Annotated in this window: 19 protein-coding genes and 1 pseudogene; 16 read left to right on the top strand and 4 right to left on the bottom strand. The window is 69.8% G+C overall.

Features of this window, described 5'->3' with window-relative positions; translation table 11 throughout:
• Window positions 1-20: 20 nt before the first annotated feature.
• Window positions 21-3,731: a serine/threonine-protein kinase gene (locus tag E8A74_RS18925; RefSeq protein WP_232379651.1), complete on the bottom strand. Its 3,711-nt coding sequence runs from the start codon at window positions 3,729-3,731 to the stop codon at window positions 21-23.
• A 169-nt stretch (window positions 3,732-3,900) separates the two neighbouring features.
• Here E8A74_RS18925 and E8A74_RS18920 point away from each other — a divergent pair, with 169 nt between their 5' ends.
• The 3 genes from E8A74_RS18920 to E8A74_RS18910 all read left to right on the top strand — a co-directional run bounded on the left by E8A74_RS18920 (window position 3,901) and on the right by E8A74_RS18910 (window position 7,128).
• Window positions 3,901-4,905, top strand: a complete 1,005-nt coding sequence (locus E8A74_RS18920) for a tetratricopeptide repeat protein (RefSeq protein ID WP_136930428.1) — start codon at window positions 3,901-3,903, stop codon at window positions 4,903-4,905.
• Entirely contained in the window at window positions 4,902-5,927 is a 1,026-nt protein-coding gene (locus tag E8A74_RS18915; protein ID WP_136930427.1) for a tetratricopeptide repeat protein, read from the top strand. The genes E8A74_RS18920 and E8A74_RS18915 overlap by 4 nt, the downstream gene beginning before the upstream one ends.
• A gap of 73 nt (window positions 5,928-6,000) precedes the next feature.
• A complete protein-coding gene (locus E8A74_RS18910) occupies window positions 6,001-7,128 on the top strand; it encodes a hypothetical protein (protein WP_136930426.1) in 1,128 nt (375 codons plus the stop codon).
• A 4-nt stretch (window positions 7,129-7,132) separates the two neighbouring features.
• On the opposite strand, the gene E8A74_RS18905 is transcribed toward E8A74_RS18910, so the two are convergent.
• The 3 genes from E8A74_RS18905 to E8A74_RS18895 form a co-directional block, all read right to left on the bottom strand.
• A complete protein-coding gene (locus E8A74_RS18905) occupies window positions 7,133-7,657 on the bottom strand; it encodes an OmpA family protein (RefSeq protein WP_136930425.1) in 525 nt (174 codons plus the stop codon).
• 75 nt (window positions 7,658-7,732) lie between these two features.
• Window positions 7,733-8,308: a hypothetical protein gene (locus E8A74_RS18900; protein WP_136930424.1), complete on the bottom strand. Its 576-nt coding sequence runs from the start codon at window positions 8,306-8,308 to the stop codon at window positions 7,733-7,735.
• 81 nt (window positions 8,309-8,389) lie between these two features.
• Window positions 8,390-9,154, bottom strand: a complete 765-nt coding sequence (locus E8A74_RS18895) for a hypothetical protein (protein WP_136930423.1) — start codon at window positions 9,152-9,154, stop codon at window positions 8,390-8,392.
• Window positions 9,155-9,534: 380 nt separating this feature from the next.
• Between E8A74_RS18895 and E8A74_RS56030 the strand changes: the two are divergent.
• The 13 genes and pseudogenes from E8A74_RS56030 to E8A74_RS18830 form a co-directional block, all read left to right on the top strand.
• Window positions 9,535-10,572: pseudogene (locus tag E8A74_RS56030) on the top strand (hypothetical protein); the annotation flags it as partial.
• A 168-nt stretch (window positions 10,573-10,740) separates the two neighbouring features.
• On the top strand, window positions 10,741-11,307 hold the full coding sequence (locus E8A74_RS56025; RefSeq protein ID WP_136930506.1) for a (2Fe-2S)-binding protein: 567 nt from the start codon (window positions 10,741-10,743) through the stop codon (window positions 11,305-11,307).
• 2 nt (window positions 11,308-11,309) lie between these two features.
• Window positions 11,310-13,640, top strand: coding sequence for a xanthine dehydrogenase family protein molybdopterin-binding subunit (locus tag E8A74_RS18880; RefSeq protein ID WP_136930422.1), 2,331 nt, complete (start codon window positions 11,310-11,312; stop codon window positions 13,638-13,640).
• A gap of 7 nt (window positions 13,641-13,647) precedes the next feature.
• Entirely contained in the window at window positions 13,648-14,643 is a 996-nt protein-coding gene (locus E8A74_RS18875; RefSeq protein WP_136930421.1) for an FAD binding domain-containing protein, read from the top strand.
• A 114-nt stretch (window positions 14,644-14,757) separates the two neighbouring features.
• The gene (locus E8A74_RS18870; protein ID WP_136930420.1) at window positions 14,758-15,741 is read left to right on the top strand and encodes a hypothetical protein; all 984 of its coding nucleotides are present in this window, start codon (window positions 14,758-14,760) and stop codon (window positions 15,739-15,741) included.
• A gap of 205 nt (window positions 15,742-15,946) precedes the next feature.
• Window positions 15,947-17,065 (top strand): tetratricopeptide repeat protein, encoded by a 1,119-nt coding sequence (locus tag E8A74_RS18865; protein WP_136930419.1) that lies wholly within the window; start codon window positions 15,947-15,949, stop codon window positions 17,063-17,065.
• Between the two features lie 232 nt (window positions 17,066-17,297).
• Window positions 17,298-17,657, top strand: coding sequence for an NADH-quinone oxidoreductase subunit A (locus tag E8A74_RS18860; protein ID WP_232379645.1), 360 nt, complete (start codon window positions 17,298-17,300; stop codon window positions 17,655-17,657).
• The gene (locus tag E8A74_RS18855) at window positions 17,654-18,232 is read left to right on the top strand and encodes an NADH-quinone oxidoreductase subunit B (protein WP_136930504.1); all 579 of its coding nucleotides are present in this window, start codon (window positions 17,654-17,656) and stop codon (window positions 18,230-18,232) included. Before E8A74_RS18860 ends, E8A74_RS18855 begins: the two co-directional genes overlap by 4 nt.
• Window positions 18,229-18,810 carry an NADH-quinone oxidoreductase subunit C gene (locus E8A74_RS18850; protein WP_136930418.1) on the top strand — a complete coding sequence of 194 codons (582 nt, stop codon included), beginning with the start codon at window positions 18,229-18,231 and terminating at the stop codon, window positions 18,808-18,810. Before E8A74_RS18855 ends, E8A74_RS18850 begins: the two co-directional genes overlap by 4 nt.
• Window positions 18,811-18,813: 3 nt before the next feature.
• Window positions 18,814-20,028 (top strand): NADH-quinone oxidoreductase subunit D, encoded by a 1,215-nt coding sequence (locus tag E8A74_RS18845; RefSeq protein WP_136930417.1) that lies wholly within the window; start codon window positions 18,814-18,816, stop codon window positions 20,026-20,028.
• A gap of 1 nt (window position 20,029) precedes the next feature.
• Window positions 20,030-21,655: an NADH-quinone oxidoreductase subunit G gene (locus E8A74_RS18840; protein ID WP_136930416.1), complete on the top strand. Its 1,626-nt coding sequence runs from the start codon at window positions 20,030-20,032 to the stop codon at window positions 21,653-21,655.
• Window positions 21,652-23,421 (top strand): complex I subunit 1/NuoH family protein, encoded by a 1,770-nt coding sequence (locus tag E8A74_RS18835; RefSeq protein WP_136930415.1) that lies wholly within the window; start codon window positions 21,652-21,654, stop codon window positions 23,419-23,421. The genes E8A74_RS18840 and E8A74_RS18835 overlap by 4 nt, the downstream gene beginning before the upstream one ends.
• A 12-nt stretch (window positions 23,422-23,433) precedes the next feature.
• A complete protein-coding gene (locus tag E8A74_RS18830; protein WP_136930414.1) occupies window positions 23,434-24,108 on the top strand; it encodes a NuoI/complex I 23 kDa subunit family protein in 675 nt (224 codons plus the stop codon).
• Window positions 24,109-24,161: the final 53 nt, after the last annotated feature.

Raw genomic sequence — 24,161 nt, 5'->3', positions numbered from 1 at the left:
GCAACGTCGGGGCAGGACCGTTACGTCCCCGCTTCCTCCTCGAAAAGCGCCGGGACGAACCCCTCCACCGTCGCCAGCGCTTCGAGGAGCCCCGTGCGCGGCACCGTGCTTTGGAGCCCCACCGATTGCGGCGCCGGCGCGAGCACCGTCCGGCTCGGCATCACCTGCGCCGTCGGCGCCACGGCCGCCGCCGCTGTATTCTGTGGTCCGCGCGTCGTCAGGAGGCGCGACGGCGAGACCGCCTGCGTGGGCAAGCTCCATTGACCCGAGGTCCGGCTGCGGGCCTGTTTGCTCCGCCAGTAGTCGCGCGCGCGCATGCCCGCGGCGCGCGCGTCGAGGTCCGGGATCCGCGGCCAGAAGCCGCCGTTCGCCGTGCCGAGCGAATGCGCGAGCGCCTCGTGCCGGGCTCGTACGCTCGCCGCATCCTCGCCGAGGCGGACCTCGGCGAGCGACTCGGCGAACCGCTCGAGCGCGCCGAGCAGGAGCGCGCGCTGGCCCGACACGATGATGCGCGAGGTGGCCTCCTCCCCGAGCCGACGCACCTCGCGCGGATCGCCGCGCCGGAGCGCGGTGACGTGCATGCGGCCGAGGAGACCGAGGCAAACGGCCTGCTCGTCGCCGTTCGGGCCCGAGCCCTGCTCGATGGCGCGTTCGTACGAGAGAAGCGCGTCGGCGAGGTGGCCCTCGACGAGGTGCACGTCGCCGAGGAACGCTTGCCCGAGGGCGCGGCCGAGGTTCGTGCCCACGAGCCGCGCGAGGTTCAGCGCGTTCGTGACGAGCATGCGGGCGCGGTGCAGGTGGCCGACGTGGAACTGGTGGCGGCCCGCGTAGAGCGTGCCCGTGCAGAGGTAATGGCCGCCGAGCTTGTGCTCCTCGGCGTACGCGAGGAGCTGCGCCGTGGAGCTCACGCCGAGGTCCCAATCATACCGCGCCTCGGCGAGGAGCGCGCACGCGTGCCACGCGCCGAGCAGCCGCGCAGGATCGGCGAGCTGCTCGGCGAGGTGGGCGGCGGCCTGGATCTCGCGCTCGGCGCCGTCGAGATCCCCGGTCCGGCCGAGCGCCACGCCGTAGAGGCCCTGCGCGTGGCAGAGCTCGTCGAGGTCGCCTTCGCGCTCGGCGAGCGAAGAGCCCACGGCGAGGGAGCGCGCGGCCTGCTCGACGAAGCCACGCGCGAGATCCACGCGGCCAAGGACGTTCGTCGCGGCGCACCTGTGACGTTCGAGCGCGGGCTCCTTCCCCGCCGTCGCGATCGATTGCTCGGCGTGCTTGCGCGCCTCGGCGAGCTCGCCGCGCACCTCGTGCACGCGGGCGAGCGCGGCGCCGAGCATGGCCGAGGCCGCGGGCGTGTCCGCGGTGCACCGCTCCACGAGCTTGTGCAGCTCCTCCGTGCCGCCGAGCAGGCAGCGCTGGCGCACGAGCTCGGCCGTGGCGACGAGCTGGATGCGGCGCTGCTCGGGGGAGGCGGGGAGCGTGGCGACGAGCTCGATCGCGCGGTGGAGCTTCGGGCCGGCGCCGGGATCGTTCGCGGGGCTCTCGAGGGCCGCCGTGAGGTACGCGTCCGCGGCGCTCTGGGTTTCGCCGGCGCGTTCGAGGTGGCGCGCGAGCGTGCCGGGATCGGCGCCGCGTCGTTCGAGCTGGCGAGCGATGCGCAGGTGGTGCTGGCGCAGATCTGCGCGCACCGCGCGTCGTTCGAGTTGTTCGAGCACGACGTCGTGCACGAACGAGGTGGACGTCGGTTCGTCGAGCACGAGGCATCGCGTCTCGGCCTCTTCGAGGGCGCGATCAATGCGGTCGAGCGTGAAGATCCCGAGTGCGCGGAGGTCCGAGCGCAGGAAGCTGCGGCCGAGGAGCGCGGCCACGCCGAGCACCTCGCGTGATTCGGGCATGAGGCTGTCGACGCCGCGGCGGAGCGCTTCGGTGATCGAGTCCGGGGCGCGGTAGTCGGCGAGGTTGCGCGAGCCGAGGCACAAGGTGCCGAAGGCGGTTCGACCGACGAACCCCTCGACTTCGAGGTTGCGGATCACCTGGATCCCGAAGAGCGGGTTTCCTGCGGCGAGCAGCGGCACGTGCCGCTCGAGCTCGCGCAGGATCGACTCGTCTCCGCCGCGGGCGAACTCGGCGAGCAGCCGCGCGTTCTCCTCGCGATCGAGCGGGCCGAGATCCATGAGCTCCACGCCGCGCCACGCCGCGCGTAGGGGAGGCCGCGTCGTGCCCAGCAAAAAGACCTTCGCGCCGCCGAGGGACCCCGAGAGGAATTCCAGCACCGCGAGCGTCGCCTCGTCGCCCCAGTGCAGGTCCTCGATGGCCACGAGCACGGGCAGGTCCGCGGCGATGCGCGTGACGAGCCTGCGCACGAGCTCCGCCACCCGCCGCGCCGACGAGGGCCGTAGCAGCGTTCTTCGCACGTCGGCGTCGCCGAGGCCCCGGCCGAGCTCGGGCACGAGCGCCGTGAGCAGCTCCGCGTCCTCGTCGTTGGTCGCGTCGATCGCGGCCTGCACGAGCGCGCCCGTGATGCCCTTGCGCCGCGTGGCCGCGGCGACCCGGCTCAGCGCCTCGCGCAGCGGCGAGTACGGCATGAGCGCGCTGAGCTCGCGGCAACGCGCATAAATCACCACCGCCGCGCCGTCCTGCTCCACGACGTTGAGCAGCTCCGAGACGAGCCGGCTCTTGCCGATCCCGGCGTCCCCCACGATCACCACGGGCGCTGCGGCGCGCGACGTCGTGCCGAGCACGCGCGAGGCGAGCAGCGACAGCTCGCTCTCGCGGCCCACGAAGGCCGCCTCCTCGGTGTTGTGCCGCGGCGGCATCGACGTGCGCACGCTCGGCGGCGCCCGCGTGCTCTGCGGCCCGCGCTCGACGTCCGGCTCCGCGCCGCGGAGCGTGTCGTAGTAGATCTCCTTCAGCCGCGCGCAGAGCTGCGCCGCGCTCCCCGGCCGTTGCGATGGATCCTGCGCGAGCAGCTCGTCGACGAGCGCCGCGATCGCCGGCGGCGCGCCTGGGGACGCCTCCCGCAGCGGCACCATCTCGCCGACGGTCCGGTTCATCATGATCGTCCGCTGCCCGCGCCCCTCGAAGGGCAGCTTCCCCGAGACGAGCTCGTACAGGATCGTCCCGAGCGCGTAGAGATCCATGCGCGGATCGGGCCGCGCGCGGCCGCTGCGCAGGCACTCGGGCGCCATGTAGCCCACGGTCCCCGCGGTCACGCGCGTGTCGTCCGGCTGCCAGCTCGACGTCAGCGTGGCGAGCCCGAAATCGAGCACTTTTACGCGTGGCTCGTGCGGATCGACGATCACGATGTTGCTCGGCTTGAGGTCGAGGTGCAGCACGCCGCGCGCGTGGCAGTGCGCGAGCGCCTCGGCCACCTTGCGCATGAGCCGCACCGCCTCCAGCGTGTCGAGCGCGCCGACGCGCTCGAGGTACGCGTCGAGCGTCTCACCCGCCGCGAGCTCCATCGCGAGGTAAAACCCCACGCCCTCGACGAACCCGTAGCCGTAGAGCTGGATCAACGAGGGATGATCGAGCTTGAGCAGCGCCTCGATCTCGTTCTGCTGGCTGATGAGCCGCTCGGCCGTGAGCTCGGCCGTGGTCGTCTTGAAGACCTTCAGCGCGGCGGGCACGCCCGCGTCGCTCCGCGCCCGGAACACCGCGCCGAACCCACCTTCGCCGAGGAGATCCTCGATGGTGTAGTCCTCGACCCGCGTCCCTCGCTCGAGCCAGCGGTCGCCCTCCATCACGTCGAAACCCTTCGAGGTCGTTCTTTCCGCTTCTACAGACTGCCGGAGGCGAAGCCCGAAAGATACGGCCAACGCGCGACGAATGCGTGCGCTCTCTCCGTCCAAGTTCGCTCTCGCGAGCGACCTCGTGATGCGCGTCACGCGATGAACCGGTATACTGCGGCGCGTGATCCCGAGCGTCTTCCTCGCCTCGATCGTCCTCGCGTCCCCGACGCCTCCATCGAGCGGACAAGGCGCGAGCCTCGTCGCCGCAGCCGCCGCATCGGGCCGTCCGCGCGAATGCGCTTCGACCGTCCGGCGTGGATTGTCCCGACGTCCCACGGTGTGGGAGCTCGCGCGCGCGCCGGAGCTCGGACGGTATTGCGACCTCGTCGCGCGCGCCAAGGCGCTGCTCGTCTCGGATCCGGCCGCCGCGAAGAGCGCCGCCGAGGGCGCCGAGAAGGTGCTGCCCGGCCACGCCGCCCCGCGCGTGCTCCTCGCCCGCGCGGCCCTCGCGCTCGGCAAGATCGACGATGCCGCGCGCGAGTTCGAGGCGGCGCGTACCAAGGACCCGCGCAGCGTCGAGGACCCGCCCACGATGCACGACCTCGCCGAGGTCCTCCGCCGCACGGGCAAACTCGACGACGCGCTCGCCGTCTACCGCGCGCTCGTGCCGCGCATCGACCTGCTCGGCTCGTCCGATCGCCGCGTCGCCGTGCTCCTCGAAGCCGCGCACGTCTCCATGGCCGTCGCGGCGGCCCGCGCGCCCGGCGGCGCGGCTGCGCCTGCCGAAGCATCTTCCACCGAGCCGAAGCGCGCGCCGCTCGACGAGGCCGCGGCGTACCTGCGCGAGGCGCGGCAACGTCCGCCGAGCGCGCTCTCGGGCGACGTGCTCCTCTCGCTCGTGCTCGTCCTCGATCGCAACGGGGATCGCGTGCAGGCCGACGCGGCGCTCGCCGACGCGCGTGCCTCCGGCGTGCGCCTGCGCGCGGGCGGACCGAGTTACCTCGCGGCGGTCGAGGACAAGGCTTGCCTCGAAGCGCTCGCGGCCGAGGGCGCGGCGGCCGTGAAGTCCTGGGAGACGTACCTCGCGGGCCCCGGCGGCAAGACCCCGTGGGCGGCCTCCGCGCGGGCGCGGCTCGAAGCCGCGAAGAAGGCGCCGCGCCCTGCGGGCGGGAAGGGGGGACCGTGAAACGAAGGGGGCTTCGCGCCGCGTTTGTCGCGCTCGCCGTCGCGTTCGTGATGCCCGCTCCACGCGAGGCGCTCGCTGCGCCCTCCGTGTGGACGCAGGCGCGTGATCCCGCGGCTGCGTCGCGCGTCACGCTGCTCGAAGAGGCCGATCAGTTCCTCCTCAAGCACGACCTCGCGCAGAGCGAGTCCCTGTTCGACGCGACCGGCGTCGACCTCCTGCGCATGCGGGACGTCTACCTGCTCGAAGCGCTCAAGCGGCTCGAACAAGCGGGCGGCGCGGAGAGCCCCGATCCACGCGTGCGCTTGCGCCTCGGCCACGTGCTGCGCCGGCTCGGACAGGATCGCAAGCCGCCGAACCCGGGCCGCATCGAGGAGGCGATCCGCGTGCTCCTCACCGTCGCGCACGGCAGCGCGCCGCCTGCGATCACGACCTCCGCGTGGAACGAGCTCGCGATCGCCTACGCCGTCCTCGGCAAGCGGGATCAAGAGGTCCACGCGTACGGCGAGGCGCTCGCGCACGAGCCGCTCGGCCATCACCGCGCCGTCCTCTTCGCCAACCGCGCCGAGTCGTACATGGGCATGGGCCGGCTCGACGACGCCATCCAGGGCTACCGCCAGGCGCTACGCTCGCTCCTGCCGATCGAGATGTTCCAGTACGGCGTCACGGCCCTCTGGGGCCTCGCCGTTGCCACCGATCGCGACGGCGACCTCGACGGCGCGCTCGCCTCGATCGCGCTCGCCCGCGCCTACGATCGTGACGATCGGAAGATCCACGAGCCGAGCTGGTTCTTCTCGCCGCCGCACGACGAGGCCTGGTACGACGCGCTCGGCGCCTGGAGCACGGCGCGCTCCACCGACCTCGGCGCCGTGCGCGCCGAGGCGTACACGCGTGCCATCGAGGGCTGGGAGGCGTACCTCGAACGTGCGCCGGACGACGACCGTTGGGCGCCGCTCGGCCGCGTGCGCCTCGACGCTTGCAAGAAGGAGCGGGATCGGGTCCTTTCGGCGGCGCGACGACGCTGAGATCGTACGGTCCCCCTTTACGGTGACCCAAGGACGCTCCACGCTCCACTGTCACCACGGCGGAGGGCGTTCGTTGAAGCGGGATTCGCTCTTCGAGGAGTCGGTAGTCTGGTCGGGGCGCCCCAAGGCCGTCACGTGCCCGGTGCTCTACCAGATCGCGGCGGGGATCGCGGGCGTCGTCTCGGCGATCACCACCGCGTCCGCCGTCGTCGTCGCCACGGCGCTCGGATCGAGCCCCGGCGCGCTCCTCGCGTTCGCCGCGTGGATGGCCGTGCTCGCGGTCGCGTTCGCGCTCGGCCCCAAGTGGTGGCGCAGCGAGCTCGAGTTCGTCGTCACCGAGCGCCACATCATCCTGGAGCGCGGCCGGCTCCGGCGCATGATGGATCGATCGGCGATCAGCTTCGCCCGCATCCACTGGGACCCCAAGCGGCCTGGCATCGGCGACCTCGAGCTCGTGCGTGCCGTGCCCACGGGCGCCTTGCGCCGTCGCCTCGCGATCGTCTTCACCGGCCTCATCGCGCCCGACCGCGTCTGGGCCATCGTCCGCGGCGTCACGCCCTCCACGCCGGCGGGCGACGGCCAGCGCCTCCTCGCACAGCGCCTCGACGATGGCGAGCGTGTCCTCTGGTCGGGCCATCCACCCGACGGCCTTCGCAAGTGGCTCCCGTCGAGCGGACGCGCGGCGCTCGGCCTCGCCCTCGGCATTGGCCTCTTCGTCGCCGCGATCGTCTCGTCGACCCACGCCGTGCACGCGACCCGCACCGTCGTGCGTGGCGGCCTCTCGCCCGAATCGCTCTCCTTCTTCGCGCTCGTCACCTCGCTCGCGTTGACGATCCTCCTGCTCGTCTCGGCGGGCGCGCTCGTCGTGTACGCCTCGATCGTCCGGCCTGCGCGGCTCGAAACGCGGACGCGTTACTGGGTGACGAACCGGCGGGTCCTCATCCAGCGCGGCGACGAGGAGCTGCACCTCGAACGCACGCGGATCGTCGACGTCATCGACAGCCCCGCAGCGGGCGGGCTCAACGATCTGTTCCTGGTGCTCGATGGCCCGCGCGCGCGTGCCTTTGCGTCGAGCGGCGCGTTCGGCGAGCGTGAGGCCGAGGGCCTCCAGCCGGTGCTTCGTCGCATCACGGATCCGGAGGCCGTGCGTCGGATCATCCTGCGGGCCCCGAGCGAGCCCGCGCTCCCGTCGGTGGCGTGACGGCTCAGTCCTTCACGACGAGGAACTCGACGCGCCGGTTCTTGTCGTGGCACGTGTCGGAGTCCTCCGAGCAGAGCGGCTTGCTCTGGCCGTAGCCCTTCGAGTCGATCTTCACGTTCGGCAGGCCGTGGCTGTTGAGGTACTGCGCGACGGCCTTGGCGCGCCGCTCGGACAGATCCTGGTTGTGCTCGGCCGAGCCACGCACGTCGGTGTGCCCCTCGATGCGCAGGTGCACGAGCTCCGGGTGCGCTTTGAGCAAGGCCACGAGGTCGCCGAGGACCTTCTGCGACTGCGCCTCGTTGATGTGATCGCTGTCCGTGTCGAACAGGATCTGGTGATCGATCTCCAGGTGATCACCCTTGAGGTGCGCCTCGCCCACGTCGGAGGCGGCAGCGGTTGCTGCGGTATCCGACGGCGGCGGTGTCGCGTCGCCGCCGGTCTTCAGCTCGACCTGGGCGCTGCCTCCGCCACCGCATGCGACGAGAAAGAGAAACGAAGCAACCATCGCGGACGTCATCGTTCGGCTCACGGCATCATCCTCCCTGCGCGTGGATCCTTTGAGGTCCCAAGATGTCGGCACGGGAGCACGAGCCGGGGGAGGGTGTCAATCGCCGTGTTTTCTGGCGGATAACCTGGGCAGGGACGAAGCGAGCCCGAGGAGCGACTGCGCGCAGTGCACGGCGTCGTCTGTCGCGGGCGCATGGGCGCGCAGCTCCAGCGCGCTGGCGCTCATCAGGACGAGCCAAATTCCTTTGGGGAACGAATCGACCCATTCGGCGAGGGCCTCGTTATCGAACGCGGAGCCCGCTTCGTTCTCGATCACGAGCTCGACGCCGCCGGGCGTGACCAGCGTCGGCGCCTCGCCGGGGAGGCCGTCGCGCCATTCGAAGACGGTCCGCACGGGCGTCCGCACGTTCACGCCTGCGGGCAAGCCTTTGGGGCCTTTGCCTTCGAGCGTCATCCAGTCGATGAGCTTTTCTTTTTCGAACAACCCCGCGACGAGCGCGGGCGAGCCCATACACAAGGTGACGTCGTCGGGCGCGGCGGGGGAATACAGCCGGAAGGTGGTGGGGATCTCGGCGTCCTGCTCGGCGACGAACCCGAGGGCGTCCGCGACGGCGTTCGTGCGTGTGGTGCTTCGTTCCAGCGCGCGCCGCTCCGCGCGCGGGCGCGGGATCATCCCGCTCGCCGTGACGAGCAGCAGCCCGAGGATCAGGGCGGCGAGGACGCCGAGGAGCAGGGGGAGGACGATGAGGATGGATTACGCCGAAATCGCGGCGGCGTCATCTCGAAGCGGCGGCGCGTGCGCGGCGGGCGCGTCTTCCGGGGCCTCGTCGTCCGTCACATCGACGTCTTTGCCGCTCGGCGTCGTGCGCAGGAAGCCGAGCTGCCGGAGCAGGCTGCGCTGGGTGATGGCTCGCCGCGCGATGGCGCTCCATTCGAGGTACCAGGCCCAGAGCGCCGCCTCGGCCTTCTCGAAGCTCTCGTCCTCGGCGGCGATCTTTGCGAGGTCGGGGATTGGCCCGTCGACGTTGCGGAATTTGTCGAGCAGCGCCTTGGCTTCGTCGACCACCTGCTCCGTGAGCCCGCGCTGGGCGAGGAGACTCCGCGCATCTTTCCCCGCCTGCCCGAATCCGCCGTCCCATTCGGGACGGTCGATGGTGTCGAGTCGTTCGACGAAGGTGCCGACGGAGACGATGACGGCCATGCCGTCGGTCTGGGAGAGGTTCCGGAAGACCTGCGCGTGAATCTCCGGCGCGTGCCGCTTCAGGGTGGCATCGCCGATGACGAACCATTGATTTTCCCAGGCGTCGAGGGCGCGCAGGGCGTCGGGGTCCTTATTGGGCGGCGCCTCGACGAAATCGAGCTTCGTGCGCGTCACGTTCTTGAGCAGCGTCCATCCCTCGTCGAGGTCGGCGTTCGCGAAGCCGTGCCCGGCGAGGGGGGCGGCGATCCGCGGGTTGCGGAGCGCGATGAGAAGCTTGAGGACGCGTTCGGCCTTCTGACCAATCGTGAGCTTTGCCATGTCGGAACCTCCCTATGGGGTGTGGACTTAGGCAGTTCCCGCTCGGAACGTATGTGACGGACGCGAACCCGTCGAAATGCTGCTCGCGCCGGCGAGCCCCCGGCTCCGGGAGGGGATCCCCCGCGGGGGATCGTTGACCGGAGGCGGGGGGTGGGTGCGAGGGAGCAGGGGGGTGTGAAGTGGGATACGGGGGATCGGTGTTGGGAGCAGGGGGATGACCTGCGGGAGCAGGGGGATCACTCTTGGGAGCAGGGGGGTGTGAGGTCGGATACGGGGGATCGGTGTTCGGAGGAGGGGGGTGAAAAAACGACCAAAGAATCCACGTGCGGGTCGATTCCCTAGAAAGAGGTGTCTTCGCAAAGGAACTTCACGAAGAGGGGATGATTGAATCGGCGTGGCAAAGAAACGACACGCGGCATCGTCCTCCGCCGCACCGCGCCGTAGCTTTCTCCCCGTACGTCCGCGCGATCCCGCGTCCCGGCCGAACCTCGTTTCGTGGTACTCATCACCTCGGAAGCATCCCGGGGGTTCTCATGTACGACTGGAACGACAGCGTCCCGTTCGTCGATGCATCGGGCCACGCAATTTCCCTCTCCGGTGGGCCTGTGCGACGCGACTTCGCGCGCAGGGTGCGGCCGATCAAGGTCGTCGACGAGACCCTCCGGGATGGTTTGCAGAGCGCGGCCGGCCATCAGCCCGACGCCGCGCAGAAGATCGATCTGCTCTACGCCATGGCCGCGATCGGCGTCGATGTCGTCAGCGTCGGCCTCCCCGCCGCCGGCCTCGCCAATGCCGAGGATTGTTTCCTCCTCTGCCGCGAGATCGTCCGCTCCAAGCTCGGCCTCGTCCCCACCGCCGCCGCGCGCACCGTCGTCGCCGATGTCCACGGCATCGCCCGCGCCGCCGATCGCGCCGGGATCCCCATCGAGGTCTACGCCTTCATCGGCAGCTCCCCCATTCGCCTCGCCGTCGAAGGGTGGGACACGGACTTCCTCCTCGGCGCCATCACCGCCGCCGCGCGGGAGGCCAAGGCCGCGGGCTTGCCGTTCTGTCTCGTCACCGAGGACACCACCCGCTCGAACCCCGACGTCCTCCGCAGCCTCTACAGCGCCGCCATCGACGCCGGCGCGAGCCGCATCTGCCTTTGCGACACCACCGGCCACGTCACGCCGTACGGCATCGAGGCGCTCGTCGGGTTTGCGCGACACACCCTCGACGAGCTCGGCGCGCGGCACGTCGAGCTCGACTGGCACGGGCACAACGACCGCGGCATCGGCTTGCCGAACGCGTTATGGGCCGCCGCGCGGGGCGTCGATCGCGTGCACGGCACGGGCCTCGGCGTCGGCGAGCGGGTCGGCAACACGAGCCTCGAATTGCTCGTCGAGAACCTCGGCCTCCTCGGCGCGCGCCCCCGTGTCCCCGAGGCGCGCCTCGTCGAGTACTGCGAGCTTGCTTCCCGCGCGCTCCGATATCCCATCCCCGCGGGGCATCCGATCGCCGGCGCGAACATGCGCGGCGCGCGTTTCGAGGTACGCCCCTACCGCGCGACGCCCGAAGATGCGTCTGCATCCGAGCCCTTGGAGCCCATGGAAAAACTCGTACCGATGTGCATGAAGATCGGCGGCAGCGCCGTCGCGCTCGCGGTCCCTGCGCGCAGGACGCTCCTCGAAGCGCTGCGGTACGACCTCGACCTCGTCGGCACGAAGCAGGGCTGCGACAAGGGGGATTGTGGCGCGTGTACGGTCGTCGTGGACGGCGTCGCGACCCTCTCTTGCCTCACGCTCGCGCTCGATGCGGACGGCAAGGAGGTCCGCACGGTCGAGACGCTTGAAGGCGCGCCGCACATCGACGCGCTCCTCGACGGCTTCGACAGGCTCGGCGGCGGGCAGTGCGGGTTCTGCACGCCCGGCATGCTCATGACCGCGACCGCGCTGCTCGACCGGAACACGCGGCCCACGCGCGACGAGATCAAGTGCGCGATCGCGGGCAACCTCTGCCGCTGTACGGGCTACGGGAAGATCATCGACGCGATCGAGCTGGCGGCGAAGATCCGCCGCGGCGAGGCGGAGGCGGGCGTGGGCCTGCCGGGGATCGAGAACACGCCTCCGCCTTTGCCTTCGAACAAGAGCTCGCGCGAGGGGAGGCAGGGCTAGCCATGACGGACACGCGAAAGCCGAGTGCGCTTCGAGGTCTCGTCGGCAGCCGCACGCGCACGCTGCTCGCGCCGCGCGTGACCGGGCAGGTCCGCTACACCGACGACATCCACCTGCCGCGCATGCTCTGGGGTCGGATCGTCCGCTCGCCACATCCCCATGCGCGCATCGTGCGCATCGACGCGACACGCGCGCTGGCGAAGCCCGGCGTGCTCGCGGTCATCACGGGCAAGGACATGCCCGAGCGCTTCGGCATCATCCCCTGGACGCCGGACGAGTACCCGCTCGCCCTCGACCACGCGCGCTTCGTCGGGGACGCCGTCGCCGCCGTCGCCGCGACCGACGAGCGCATCGCGCACGAGGCGGCGGAGCTCGTGGACGTCGCGTACGAGGTGCTGCCGGCCGCGACGGATCTGCAAACCGCGATCGACAAACCCGAGGTCGGGCTCGGCAAGGGCGGCAAGGACAACGTCTCGAAGGAGGTCGACCTCGCGTTCGGTGACGTCGACGCCGCGCTCGCGGAGAGCGAGGTCGTCATCGCGGGCGACTACTACTACGAGGGCAGCGCGCACGTCCCGATCGAGACCCACTGCGCCATCGCGAACCTCGACAAGAACGGCCTGCTCACGGTCTGGTCCACGACGCAGGTCCCGCACTACCTGCACCGCGAGCTCTCGCGCGTCCTGCGCGTGCCGCCCACGCGCATCCGCGTGATCCAGCCGCCCGTCGGCGGCGCCTTCGGCGGCAAGAGCGAACCCTTCTCGCTCGAGTTCTGCGCCGCCAAGCTCGCGATGGTCACGGGCCGCCCCGTGAAGTTCCTCTACACGCGCGAGGAGGAGTTTTACGCGCATCGCGGGCGGCACCCGATGCAGATCCACATGAAGGTCGGCGCGAGGCGCGACGGCAAGCTCACCGGCGTCGACGCGCGCACGTTCATCGACGGCGGCGCGTACTCCTCGTTTGGCCTCGTCACGACCTACTACTCGGGCCAGCTCCTCACGCTGCCCGCGTTCGCCGACACCTACCGCTTCCGCTCGACGCGCCTCTTCACGAACAAGCCTCCCTGCGGCCCGAAGCGTGGCCACGGCAGCGTGCAGCCGCGCTTCGCCTTCGAGGTCTCGCTCGACAAGATCGCCCGCGCGCTCGTGATCGATCCGATCGAGCTCCGCCGGAAGAACCTCGTCCCGCCGAACACGACCACGCTGAACGGCCTGCGCGTCACCTCGAACGGCATCGAGCAATGCCTCGACGCCGTGGAGAGGGCGAGCGGCTGGAAAGACCGCTTTGGCAAGATGCCCAAGGGGCGCGGGCTCGGCGTGGCCACGAGCGCGTACATCAGCGGGACGAACTACGCGATCTACCCGAACGCGATGCCGCAGAGCGCCGTGCAGCTCAAGGTCGATCGCTCGGGCGTGGTGACGGTCTTTTCAGGTCAAAGCGAGATCGGCCAGGGCTGCGACCTCATGCTCGCCGTCCTCGTCGCCGACGAGCTCGGCCTGGATCTCGGGTCGGTGCGCGTCATCTCGGGCGACACGGACCTCACGCCCGTCGACCTCGGCGCTTACTCCTCGCGCGGCACGTTCATGAACGGCAACGCGTGCCTGATGGCGGCGCGCGAGATCAAGAGCAAGCTCGTCGCCGCCGTCGCCGAGAAGCTCGACGTCGATCCGCGCAACGTGCTCGTCACGCGCGGCGCCCTCGTCGTCGTGCACGACCCGGCCCGCGGCGTCTCCGTCACCGAGGCCATCCAGCTCGCCGAGGCGAAGTTCGGCACGCTCGGCGCCGTCGGCCACTACAACACGCCGAAGCTCGGCGGCGAGTACCGCGGCGGCACCATCGGCGCCTCGCCCGCGTACTCGTTCACCGCGCACGTCGCCGAGGTCTCGGTCGACGCGCGCTCGGGGTTCGTCCGCGTCGAGAAGATCTGGGTCGCGCACGACTGCGGCAAGGCCCTCTGTCCCACGATCGTCGAGGGGCAAATGGAAGGATCGGCGTACATGGGCGCGGCCGAGGCGCTGCTCGAAGAGCACGTCATCGGACCCGACGGCCTGCACAAGGGGCCGAACCTGCTCGACTACCGCATCCCGACGAGCCTCGACGTCCCCGACCTGCACGCGCTCATCGTCGAGTCCGAGGATCAAGAGGGGCCGCTCGGCGCGAAGGAGTCGGGCGAAGGTCCGCTGCATCCGTCGATCCCGGCCATCGCGAACGCCATCTTCGACGCCGTCGGCGTACGCGTCGACAGGCTCCCTTTCTCGCCCGCGCGAGTCCTTTCGGCCCTTCGAAAGAAGCAAGCCGACGAGCAAGCCACCGCGACTGCTGCGGCGGAGTGAGGTCCTCGTGTTACCGCTGCCCGTCTTCGATCATCACAGGCCACGCACCCTCTCGGCGGCGCTCGATCTGCTCGCGCGTCTCGGCGACAAGGCCGTCGTCCTCGCGGGCGGCACCGACGTGCTGCCCAACATGAAGCACGGGCTCGTCGAGCCCGACCACGTCGTCTCCATCGCCGGCATCGACGAGCTGCGCGGCATCTCGCTCGACCGCGAGGGCGACGACGACAAGCTCGTCCTCGGCGCCGGCGCGCGCCTCGCCGAGATCGAGAGCTCGATCCTCGTGCGCCGCGTCGCGCCCGCGCTCGCCGAGGCCGCGGGCCAGGTCGGCGGACCGCACCACCGCGCCATGGGCACGCTCGGCGGCAACATCTGCCTCGACACGCGCTGCCGCTACTACAACCAGACCTACTTCTGGCGCAAATCGCTGGGCTTCTGCCTCAAGAAGGACGGCACCGTCTGCCACGTCGTGCGCGGCGGATCGCGCTGCGTCGCCGCCGCCTCGAACGACACCGCGCCCGCGCTCATCGCGCTCGACGCCGACCTCCACCTCCTCGGCCCGCGCGGCGCGCGCATCGTAGCCGCCCACGATTTCTACGTGGCCGACGGCATCAAGAACACCGTGCTCGAACCCGGCGAACTCGTCGTGCGTGTCTCGATCACGCGCCGCCCCGGTCGCCGTTCGAGCTTCGAAAAACTCCGGCGCCGGAACGCGATCGACTTCCCGCTGCTCTCGATCGCCGTCCGGCTCGACGTCTCGGGCGTGGAGACCCCGCGCGTCGACGCCGCGGACGTCGTCGTCTCGGCGCTCGGTGCTCGCCCGCGCCGCGTCCGCGCCGCTTCGAACGTCCGTCCTGGGACGCCCTTCGACGTCGCCGCGCGCGAGCTCGCCGAGGGCGCCTACGCCGAGTGCAAGCCCCTCCCGAACGTCGACGACGACACCGAGTGGCGCCGCGAGATGGTCCCCGCCCTCGTCGAGCGCGCCGTCACTCGCCTCGAAGGCTGAAGGCCGAGATCCGAGGCGCTCTGCGATCTCCCGCGCCCTCCGGGGCGTGATCCCCGCGCGCCTCCCGAATTCCTCCCTTGCGGCGCCGACGCGCGCGGACCAAGGTCCCTGTAGGTGCGCTTTCTCCCGTTCGTCCTCGTCGCCACCGGGCTGCACTTCTTCATCCCGGTCGTCGCTCGGGTCGCGCCGCGGCCGAATGGCCCGCTCCTCGCGATCTCGAGCGGCATGGCGCGGCGCATGGAGATCGACATCGAGGACGTTCCGATCGAGCCGATGCGCCCGGACGAACCTCGTTTCGAGCGTCCGCAGGACCCCGCCGTCGCGATGAACGATACGCGTCCGCGCGTGACGGACGCGGTCGATCCGCGCGTCGTGGAGCCGAACACGCAGCCGAACACCGTCGAGCCGCAGCAGGTCGAGCCCGTGCCCACGGCGATGCCTTCGGCCGCGCCGCCCGACGAGTACGGCGCGCCGCCGCCCGCGGTGCCCGGCGGGGGCCCTGGGATCCCGGGCCTCGGCGGGCCCGTGTGGGCGATGCCCGGCGTCATCCCCGAGACGGGCAAGCCGAAGCCCGCGCCCACCACGGTCGGCCCTCCGCCCGAGGTCGATCGCAAGATCGCGGGCCGCGTGATCTCCGACGTGATGCGCGAGAAGGATCGACAGCTCGGCCTGGATCTGCCAGGCGCGGGCACGATTGCGAGTGTCGTCTCCGACGTCGTGCGCGGCTCGGGCACGCCCGACGTCTCGCGCGCGACGCTCGAAGTGCGCATCGCGCCCGGCGGTCGTGTGGCGAGCGTGCGTGTCGTGCGTTCGTCGGCGGGGAACGCGGGCGACTGGAGCGCAGTCGCGGGCGCGGTGAGCGGGCGGCTCGCGAGCCGACAGTTCACGCTGCCGGAGTCGTATGCGGCGGGCGCGATCGTGATGGTCGAGGTCGTCTCGCAGCTCCAGATGCCGGACGGCAGCACGGGCGGCACGAACATCGGCAAGGGCGGGTCGAGCGATAGCCTCGGTGGCAGCGTGAGCTTCGACGTGGCGAACATCGGCGCGCGCCCCAAGCGCCACGTGCGTGCCTCCGCTAGCGCGCGCCCGGCGACCTGAGCACGCAAGTGCGCAAAATTCGCGGGCGACGCGCCGATTGGTGGGCTTGCCCCCCGGATTGTGTGCTCGTTGTGGCAAGAGCCACAAAATTCTTCGCAGAAGGGGGCTTTTCGGCGACCCGTGGGACGGGCAAGACTGCTCGCGGCGACGACCACGGGCGGTGACATCCCGCGCGGCTCGTGCGACTCTCCCCAATCTCCCGCTCATGGCGAAGGAACGAGTTTTCTCTCTCGATGCGGTCCGCACCGACGGCTGGTTCGAGCGCATCGGCGATGGGATCGGCAGCTTTCAGGCTCTCTGCGACATCGTCGGCGAGACGTTTTTCGCCTTCTCGATGATCACGGGAGCGCGCATCACCGCGCTCACGGTCGACCGCCGCAACCCCGACAACACCCTCGTGGACTTCGTCATCGCGCCTCCGGGCGACGAGGAAGAAGACAGCGAGGTCCAGCGGTTGACGCTGGCCGACTTCCGGCATCGGCTCGTCGGCGCGCTCCTCACCGAGGACGCGACGCCCGGCCCGCCGGAGCGCGACACGGACATCGAGGCGCTGCAGCTCCACATCGGCGTCCGCTACCTCCTGCTCGCGCCGCTCTTCGGCTACAGCCTGCGCAAGCTCTACGTCGACGGTCGCACGTCGAGGTTGCTCGTGCTGCGCGACGGCCTCGAGCAAACGTACGAGCTCAGCGAGTTCCGCGCGCGCATCCGAGCGCACGTGCGCGAGGAGCTCGAGCGCGCCTCGGCGGGCTCACGCTCGGCGATCGATCTGACGCGCGTGGCGGAGGCCGAGGCGGCGAGCCAGCGCAACGATTGGTCGCGCGTGGTGCAGCTCCTCGGCGCGTGGCCGGCGCCTCTCGCGATCTTCCTTCGCACGCCCGAGGGGCAAATGCTCACGAGTGATGCGCGTGCGCTCATCGCGAAGGGGCTCGGCCTCCTCGGCACGGCATGCGTCAAGCTCGGCGAAGAGCATCAAGGCGAGGAGGTCATGCGCCTCGCGGTGCAATACGCGCAGGATGGCGCAGCGGCGGCGGACATCTTCCGCCGTCTCGGGGAGGCGCAGCTCGAGAACGGGCGAGCAGGGGAGGCCATCGGCGGCCTCCGGCGCGCGGCGAGCCTCGGCGCGTCGCCCAAGCTCATCTGGCCGCTCCTGGCGAAGGCGTACGTGAAGCGGCAGCGCTACGTGGCCGCGTTCGCGTGTGTGCGGGAGGCCCGCGCGGCGGGCGTGCCCGACGCCGAGCTCATCGAGGAGATCCGCGAGATCGAGACCCGGCTCGGCACGGCGCTGACGGCGTTCCGTGGGCTCGTGTTGAGCTCCCGGAGTTGACCGGGCTCCTGGAGCCCCCATACACCCTGGCCGCCCAATTGACACCCCAGAACGCCAAAGCTACATAGCCGCGGCGATTGTGCCGAGATCGCACGGATTTCGTGTGATCTCGGAGCCTGCCAGCGCCCGCTCGTGATCGCGAGCGATCGCGAGAGAGGTCCGCACCTTCTCGGTCGGCACCAGAACCGGGTACACCACGTACCCGGAGCACCCGGAGCACCCGGAGCAAACGATGTTGTCCACCTACGTCCCCCTGTTCCTGCTCTTCATCGTGGCGGCGGTCCTCGCGGGCGCCTTGTTCACGATCAGCACCGTGCTCGGACCGAAGAACCCGACGCCGGAGAAGATGATCCCGTACGAGTGCGGGAGCGAAACGACGGGCGGCCGCTTCGTCAAGCCGAGCGTCAAGTTCTACCTCACGGCGATCCTCTTCGTGGTCTTCGACATCGAAGCGGTGCTCATCTACCCGTGGACGGTGGAGTTCAAGAACCTCGGCTGGATCGGCCTCGCGACCATGGGTTCGTTCATCCTCATGCTCGTGGTGGCGCTGCTCTACATCTGGAAGAAGGGAGCCCTCGAATGGGAGAAATGACCACTGGCGGCGCTGGCACGACGATCCAGGTCCTCGAGGGATCGGAGACCGGGTTCGCGACGACGCGCTTCGATGCGCTCTTGAACTGGGCGAGGAAGTACTCGCTGTTCCAGTACCCGTTCATCACGGCGTGCTGCGCGATGGAATTCATGGCCATGGCGAGCCCGCGCTTCGACATGGCGCGCTTCGGCGCCGAGGCGCCGCGCTTCTCGCCGCGCCAGGCGGACCTGCTCTGGGTCGTGGGCACGATCAGCCAGCGCCAGGCGCCCGCGCTCAAGCGTATCTACGAGCAGATGGCGGACCCGAAGTACGTCTTCGCGTTCGGCACGTGCGCGTCGTGCGGCGGCTTCTACGACAACTACACGACGCTCGCGGGCATCGACAAAGTCATCCCTGTCGACGTCTACGTCCCCGGCTGCCCCCCGCGCCCGGAGGCCGTGATCGATGGCCTTCTGCTGCTGCAGGACAAGATCGCGCGTGGCGACCGTACGCCCGCGATCGTCAAGCCGCGCCGCGACCCGATCGTGCAAGCGGGCAACCTCGTCAGGCTCGGCAAGAAGAGCACCGCAACATGAGCAAGCGCGTCCTCGAAATCCTGAAGAGCAAGTTCGGCGACGACATCTACGAGACCCACTCGCAGTTCGGCGACGACACGGCCGTGGTGAACCCCGAGAAATGGCGCGAGATCGCGCGGTTTCTCCGGGACGATCCCCAGTGCGCGATGAACATGTTCGTCGACCTCACCGCCGTCGACTACCTCGGCCGGCAGACGCCGCGCTTCGAGGTCGTGCTGCATCTGCGCTCGATGGAGCGAAACCATCGCATCCGGCTGAAGGCGCGCATCGGCGACGAGGACGCGAACGGCGCGGACATCGCCTCGCTCGTGCCCGTCTGGAAAGGCGCGAACTGGTTCGAGCGCGAGTGCTTCGACATGTTCGGCGTGAACTTCAAGGGCCACCCCGATCTGCGGCGGATCCTGATGTACCCCGAGTTTGTCGGGTACCCGCTTCGCAAGGATTATCCGGCGGACAAGATCCAGCCGCTCGTCGAGCTGCGCAACGTCCCCGACAAGCTGCCCCCCTTCGGCATCGACGAGGGCATGCCGTTCGGGCGACAGACCCACGACTACCCGCGGGGCGAGGAGACGAACTGAGCCATGGAACCCTTGGATCGTGATCTCGAGGAGGGCCTCCTCGAGCTGCCCAGCGAGCCGATGATGCTCAACATGGGCCCGTCCCATCCGGCGATGCACGGGACGGTGCGCATCGTGCTCGAGCTCTCGGGCGAGATGATCCAGAAGGCCGACGTGCAGATCGGCTACCTGCACCGCGGCTTCGAGAAGATGTGCGAGCGGGGCACCTGGACGCAGATCTTCCCGTACGTCGATCGCTGCAACTACGTCTCGCCGATGCTGAACAACGTGGGCTTCGCGCTCGCGGTGGAGAAGATGCTCGGCGTGACGGTGCCCGAGCGCTGCCAGTACTACCGCGTGGCGCTCGGCGAGCTCGCGCGCATCTGCGACCACATGATCTGCTCGGGCGCGATGTGCATGGAGCTCGGCGCGTTCACGCCGTTCCTCTACTTCGCTCGCGCCCGCGAGATCATCTGGGACATCTTCGAGGAGGAGACGGGCGCGCGCGTCACGCACAGCTTCGGTCGCGTGGGCGGCATGGCGAGCCCGCCGACGAAGCACTTCAAGGACATGATCCGCGCGGGCGTGCCGCGCGTGCTCCAGCTCATCAACGAGGGCGAGAAGATGCTGCTCAAGAACCGCATCTTCCTCGACCGCCTCGAAGGCGTCGGCGTGATGTCGAAGGAGGACGCGCTCGCGCTCGGGTGGACGGGCGTCGTTCTGCGCGCCTCGGGCGTGCCGTACGACGTGCGCCGCGCGCACCCGTACATGGTCTACGACCGGATGGAGTTCGACGTGCCGGTGGGCACGACGGGCGACAACTACGACCGGTTCATGTGCCGCCAGGAGGAGATCCGGCAGACGTGGCGGATCATCGAGCAGGCGCTCGATCAGATGCCGGACGAGGGCCCGATCAACATCGAGGATCCGCGGATCATCCTGCCCCCGAAGCAGGACGTCTACACGACCATCGAGGCCACCATCCAGCACTTCAAGATCGTGATGGAGGGCATCAAGGTCCCGGCGGGCGAGTGTTACTCGTACACCGAGGCGGGCAACGGCGAGCTCGGCTTCTACCTGGTCTCCGACGGCAGCGGCACGCCCTACCGCGTGCGGATCCGGCCCCCCTGCTTTGCCACCACGCAGGGCCTCGAGCAGCTCATCACGGGCCTGATGATCCCGGACGTCGTCCCGACGTTCGGTTCCCTCAACATGATCGGCGGGGAGTGCGATCACTGAGATGGCTACGATCAAGATCGACGGGCGCGAGATCCCCTTCGAGCAAGGGGAAACCATCATCAAAGCGGCGCACCGCGCCGGCATCGACATCCCCCACTACTGCTGGCATCCGGGCCTCTCCGTCGCGGCGAACTGCCGCATGTGCCTCGTCGAGGTCGCGCCGCCTCCCGGCCGCCCCGCGATGCAGCTCGACATCCTGCGCTGGGATCCGGAGAAGAAGGACTACGTCCCTGCCCGCAAGCCGAAGCTCGTCCCTGCCTGCCAGCAGGCCTGCGCGCCCGGCATGGAGGTCCTCTCCGAGGGCAGCGATCACGTCGAGGAGGCGCGCGGCGCGGTGCAGGAGCTGTTGCTCCTGAACCACCCGGTCGACTGCCCGATCTGCGATCAGGCAGGCGAGTGCCGGCTCCAGGACTACTGGCTGGAGCACCAGGGCACGGGCAAGCGCATGCAGCAGGAGGTCGTGCACAAGCCGAAGGCCGTCGATTTCGGGCCGACCATCGTCTACGACGCCGAGCGGTGCATCATCTGCACGCGTTGTGTCCGCTTCACGGCCGAGGTCGCGAAGGATCCGGTCCTCAGCGTGCGCGAGCGCGGCAACCTCAACGAGATTGTCGTCTCGCCGGGCCGCGAGCTCGACCACGACTACACGCTCATGACGGAGCACGTCTGCCCCGTCGGTGCGCTGACCTCGAAGGACTTCCGCTTCAAGGCGCGCGTGTGGTTCCTCCGCAGCGCGCGCACGGTCTGCCAGGGCTGCGCGACGGGCTGCAACGCGTACCTCGACTACGATCCGCGGTCGAACGTGCCGCATCGGCACCGCCCGCGCGACAACGAAGAGGTCAACAAGTACTGGATGTGCGACGAGGGCATGCTCTCGTACCGGCGCGCGGTCGAAGGCCGCCTCGGCACGGCGCTCGTCGGCGGCGAGGACGCGAGCCTCGAAGAGGCGCTCGCGGCGGCGAAGGATCAGCTCGCGGGCATCAAGGATGATCCGGGCCGGGTCGCCATCGTGCTCAGCGCGCAGCATTCGAACGAGGACAACTTCGCGCTCCTCAAGCTCGCGCGCACGTTCATCGGCGCGAAGGACCTCTACGTGTCGGGTCGTCCGCTCGGTCGCGGCGACAAGATCCTCATGAGCGAGGACAAGAACCCGAACACGCTCGGCGTCATGCAGCTCGCGGGCGCGCCGGCGCCGAAGCCGATCGCGGCGCTCTTCGACGCGATCAAGGCGGGCAAGTACTCGTTCGTGATCGCGCTCGGCGCCGAGATCGAGGTCGACGCGAAGGACGCCGAGAGCGCGCTGTCGAAGCTCAAGGGCGTGGTGACGATCGCCGCGCACGACGGGCCGCTCGCGCGCGCCGCGCACGTCGCGCTGCCCGCGACCGCGTGGGCCGAGGCGGACGGCACGTACGTCAACCGCCAGGGCCTCGCCCAGAAGAGCGAGCGCGCGCTCAAGCCGCGCGGCGACGCGCGTCCGGGCTGGGAGCTCGTGGCGAAGCTCGGCAAGGAGCTCGGCTACGCGATGACCGAAAAGACGCTCGCGGACGTGCGTCGGGCGATGACGCCCGAGGCGCCTCTCGCGAGCCGTGACGCGGATCGGGCCGCGAAGCCCGAGGTGAGCGCATGAGCCTCGTCGAGATCGTCCTGGCAGTCGTCAAGATCCTCATCCTGGCCCTGTTCTTCTTGAACATGGCGGCGCTCAGCACGTGGGCCGACCGCCGGCAGGGCGCGATGGTGCAGGACCGCGTCGGCCCGAACCGCGCGGTCGTGTACCTGCCGAACATGGTGGCGCGGGTCATCGTGCTCCTGCCGCCCGCGCTCTTCGGCGTGCTCGCGATCTTCTCCTCGCTCGGTCAGCTCGCGGGACGCGCGGCTGCCGAGCGGTTCACGATGAACGTGCAGCTCACGATCCTCGTGGCCTGGTTCAGCTTGCTCGTGCTCTGCGCGAAGGTGCGGAGCGGCGGCGCGATCAACCGCGCCGAGCAGATGTTCGAGGACACGGACCCGCGCTCGATCTTCTTCGCGGGCCTCGGCGTGCACGCGATCGGCCTCGTGGCCGGGCGCCTCGTGCCGCCGGCGGCGATCCCGCTCGCGGCGCAGGTCTCGGGCTTCGTGCTCGGCGGCGTCTTCCTGCTCGTCGGCCTCTACGCCACCTCGCGCGTGCCCGACGGCAAGATCCCGCTGCGTCTCGCGGGCACGCTCCACGCGCTCGCCGACTCGGTCAAGATGATCTGGAAGGAGGACTTCATCCCGAAGAACGCGGATCGCCTCCTCCACGGCCTCGCGCCGGTCCTCGCGGTCTTCTCGGCGCTCGCGGTCATGGCCGTCATTCCTTTCGGCAACGACCTCTGCTTCGCCGACGGCAACAAGAACGGCACGCTCGACCTCTCGGACCTCGGACACCTCCTCGCCACGGTCCCCGCGAGCGGCGCGTGCAACGGCTTCCGCGTGAAGCTGCAGATCATCGATCTGAACGTCGGCATCCTCTACGTCTTCGGGATCGCGGGCACGGGCATCATCGGCGCAGCGATCGCGGGCTGGGCGAGCGACAACAAGTTCGCGCTCCTCGGCGGCCTGCGCGCGTCGAGCCAGATGGTCTCGTACGAGGTCGCGATGGGCCTTTCGCTCGTCGGCCTCTTCCTCATCTACGGCAGCGTCCGGATGAGCGACATGGCCGTATGGCAGGGCCAGAACGCGTGGGGCGTCTTCGTGCAGCCGCTCGGGTTCGTCCTGTTCCTGACGGCGCTCTGCGCGGAGACGAAGCGCGTGCCCTTCGATCAGCCCGAAGGCGAGAGCGAGATCGTCGCCGGCTACTTCCTCGAGTACTCGGGGTTCAAGTGGGGCATGTTCATGACGGGCGAGTACATCGAGCTCGTCTTCTCGAGCGCGCTGCTCGTCGCGCTCTTCTTCGGCGGCTACTCACTGCCCTTCCTGCACCCGGACGGCCTCAACATCGCGTTCGGCGACACGGTGCTCTTCCAGTACAAGATGACGCACCTCGCGGTGAGCCTCATCTCGGCGATCGCGTTCTTCGGCAAGACCGTGTTCGTCACGTGGGTGCAGATCTTCTTCCGCTGGACGCTGCCGCGCTTCCGTTACGACCAGCTCATGAAGCTCGGCTGGACCAAGCTCCTGCCGCTCGCCATCGCGAACATGATGGTGACGGGCGTGGTCGTGCTCGCGCTCCGCAACGCGGGTCCGGCGGCGGATTCGTGGCTCAAGCTCCTCGCGGACATCACGCAGGGCGTCGTCGCCGTGGCCACGCTCGCTGGTTTCGTCGCGGTTGTGGTCGGGTTGCTCGAGCCGGTCGAGCGCAAGAAGTTCCTCGCCTCGTCGGCGGCGCGTTTCGCGGCGGCGATGGGCGGGGTCAAGCCGGAGCCTCAGCAGGCCTGAGAGGATCGAACGATGGCGAAGCGCACTCCGTCGAACCCGTGGACCAAGCCTGCCGGCGCGCCCGTCCAGGGCAAGGCCATCCCGCGACCGCGCCGCACGGCCGAGGTCCAGTCCTACCTGCCCGAGCTCTTCCGGGGCATGGCGATCACGATGCGTCACTTCTTCAAGAACACGAAGGAGATGATGCTCGGCCAGAAGCCCGACCCGGTGCTGGAGGCCCTCAACGAGGGCGTCACGACGATCTGCTACCCCGAGGAGAAGCGCCCCTACCCGGAGCGCTTCCGCGGGCTGCATCGCCTCACGCTCCGTGACGACGGCTCGCCGCGCTGCGTGGCGTGCCTGTGCTGCTCCACCGCTTGCCCCGCGCAGTGCATCCACATCGAGGCGGGCGAGTACGGCGAGGGCGACAAGCGTCGCGGTTACGAGCGGTTCCCGAAGACGTTCGTCATCGACGAGCTGCGCTGCATCTTCTGCGGGTTCTGCGTCGAGGCTTGTCCCTGCGACGCGATCCGCATGGACACGGGCATCCACGCGACGCCGTACGACTCGCGTGAGCAGTTCATCTACAGGAAGGACCTGCTCATGGAGTTCACCGGCCGGGACGGTTCGCGCAAGTCGGCGAACCCGCGCCACGAGCCGGGCGATCCGACGCATCCCGGTCTGTCGCGCGAGCAGATGGATCACTGATCCCGATTCGCTGACGGACAGAAGCCCCCTCTTCTTCGCGTGGCCCGCGAGGA

This window comes from Polyangium fumosum (assembly GCF_005144585.1).
In the GTDB taxonomy this organism is placed as follows: Bacteria; Myxococcota_A; Polyangia; order Polyangiales; family Polyangiaceae; genus Polyangium; species Polyangium fumosum.
The sequence above is the reverse complement of the archived record's forward strand: the minus strand, read 5'-3'. Positions and strand labels throughout refer to the sequence as shown.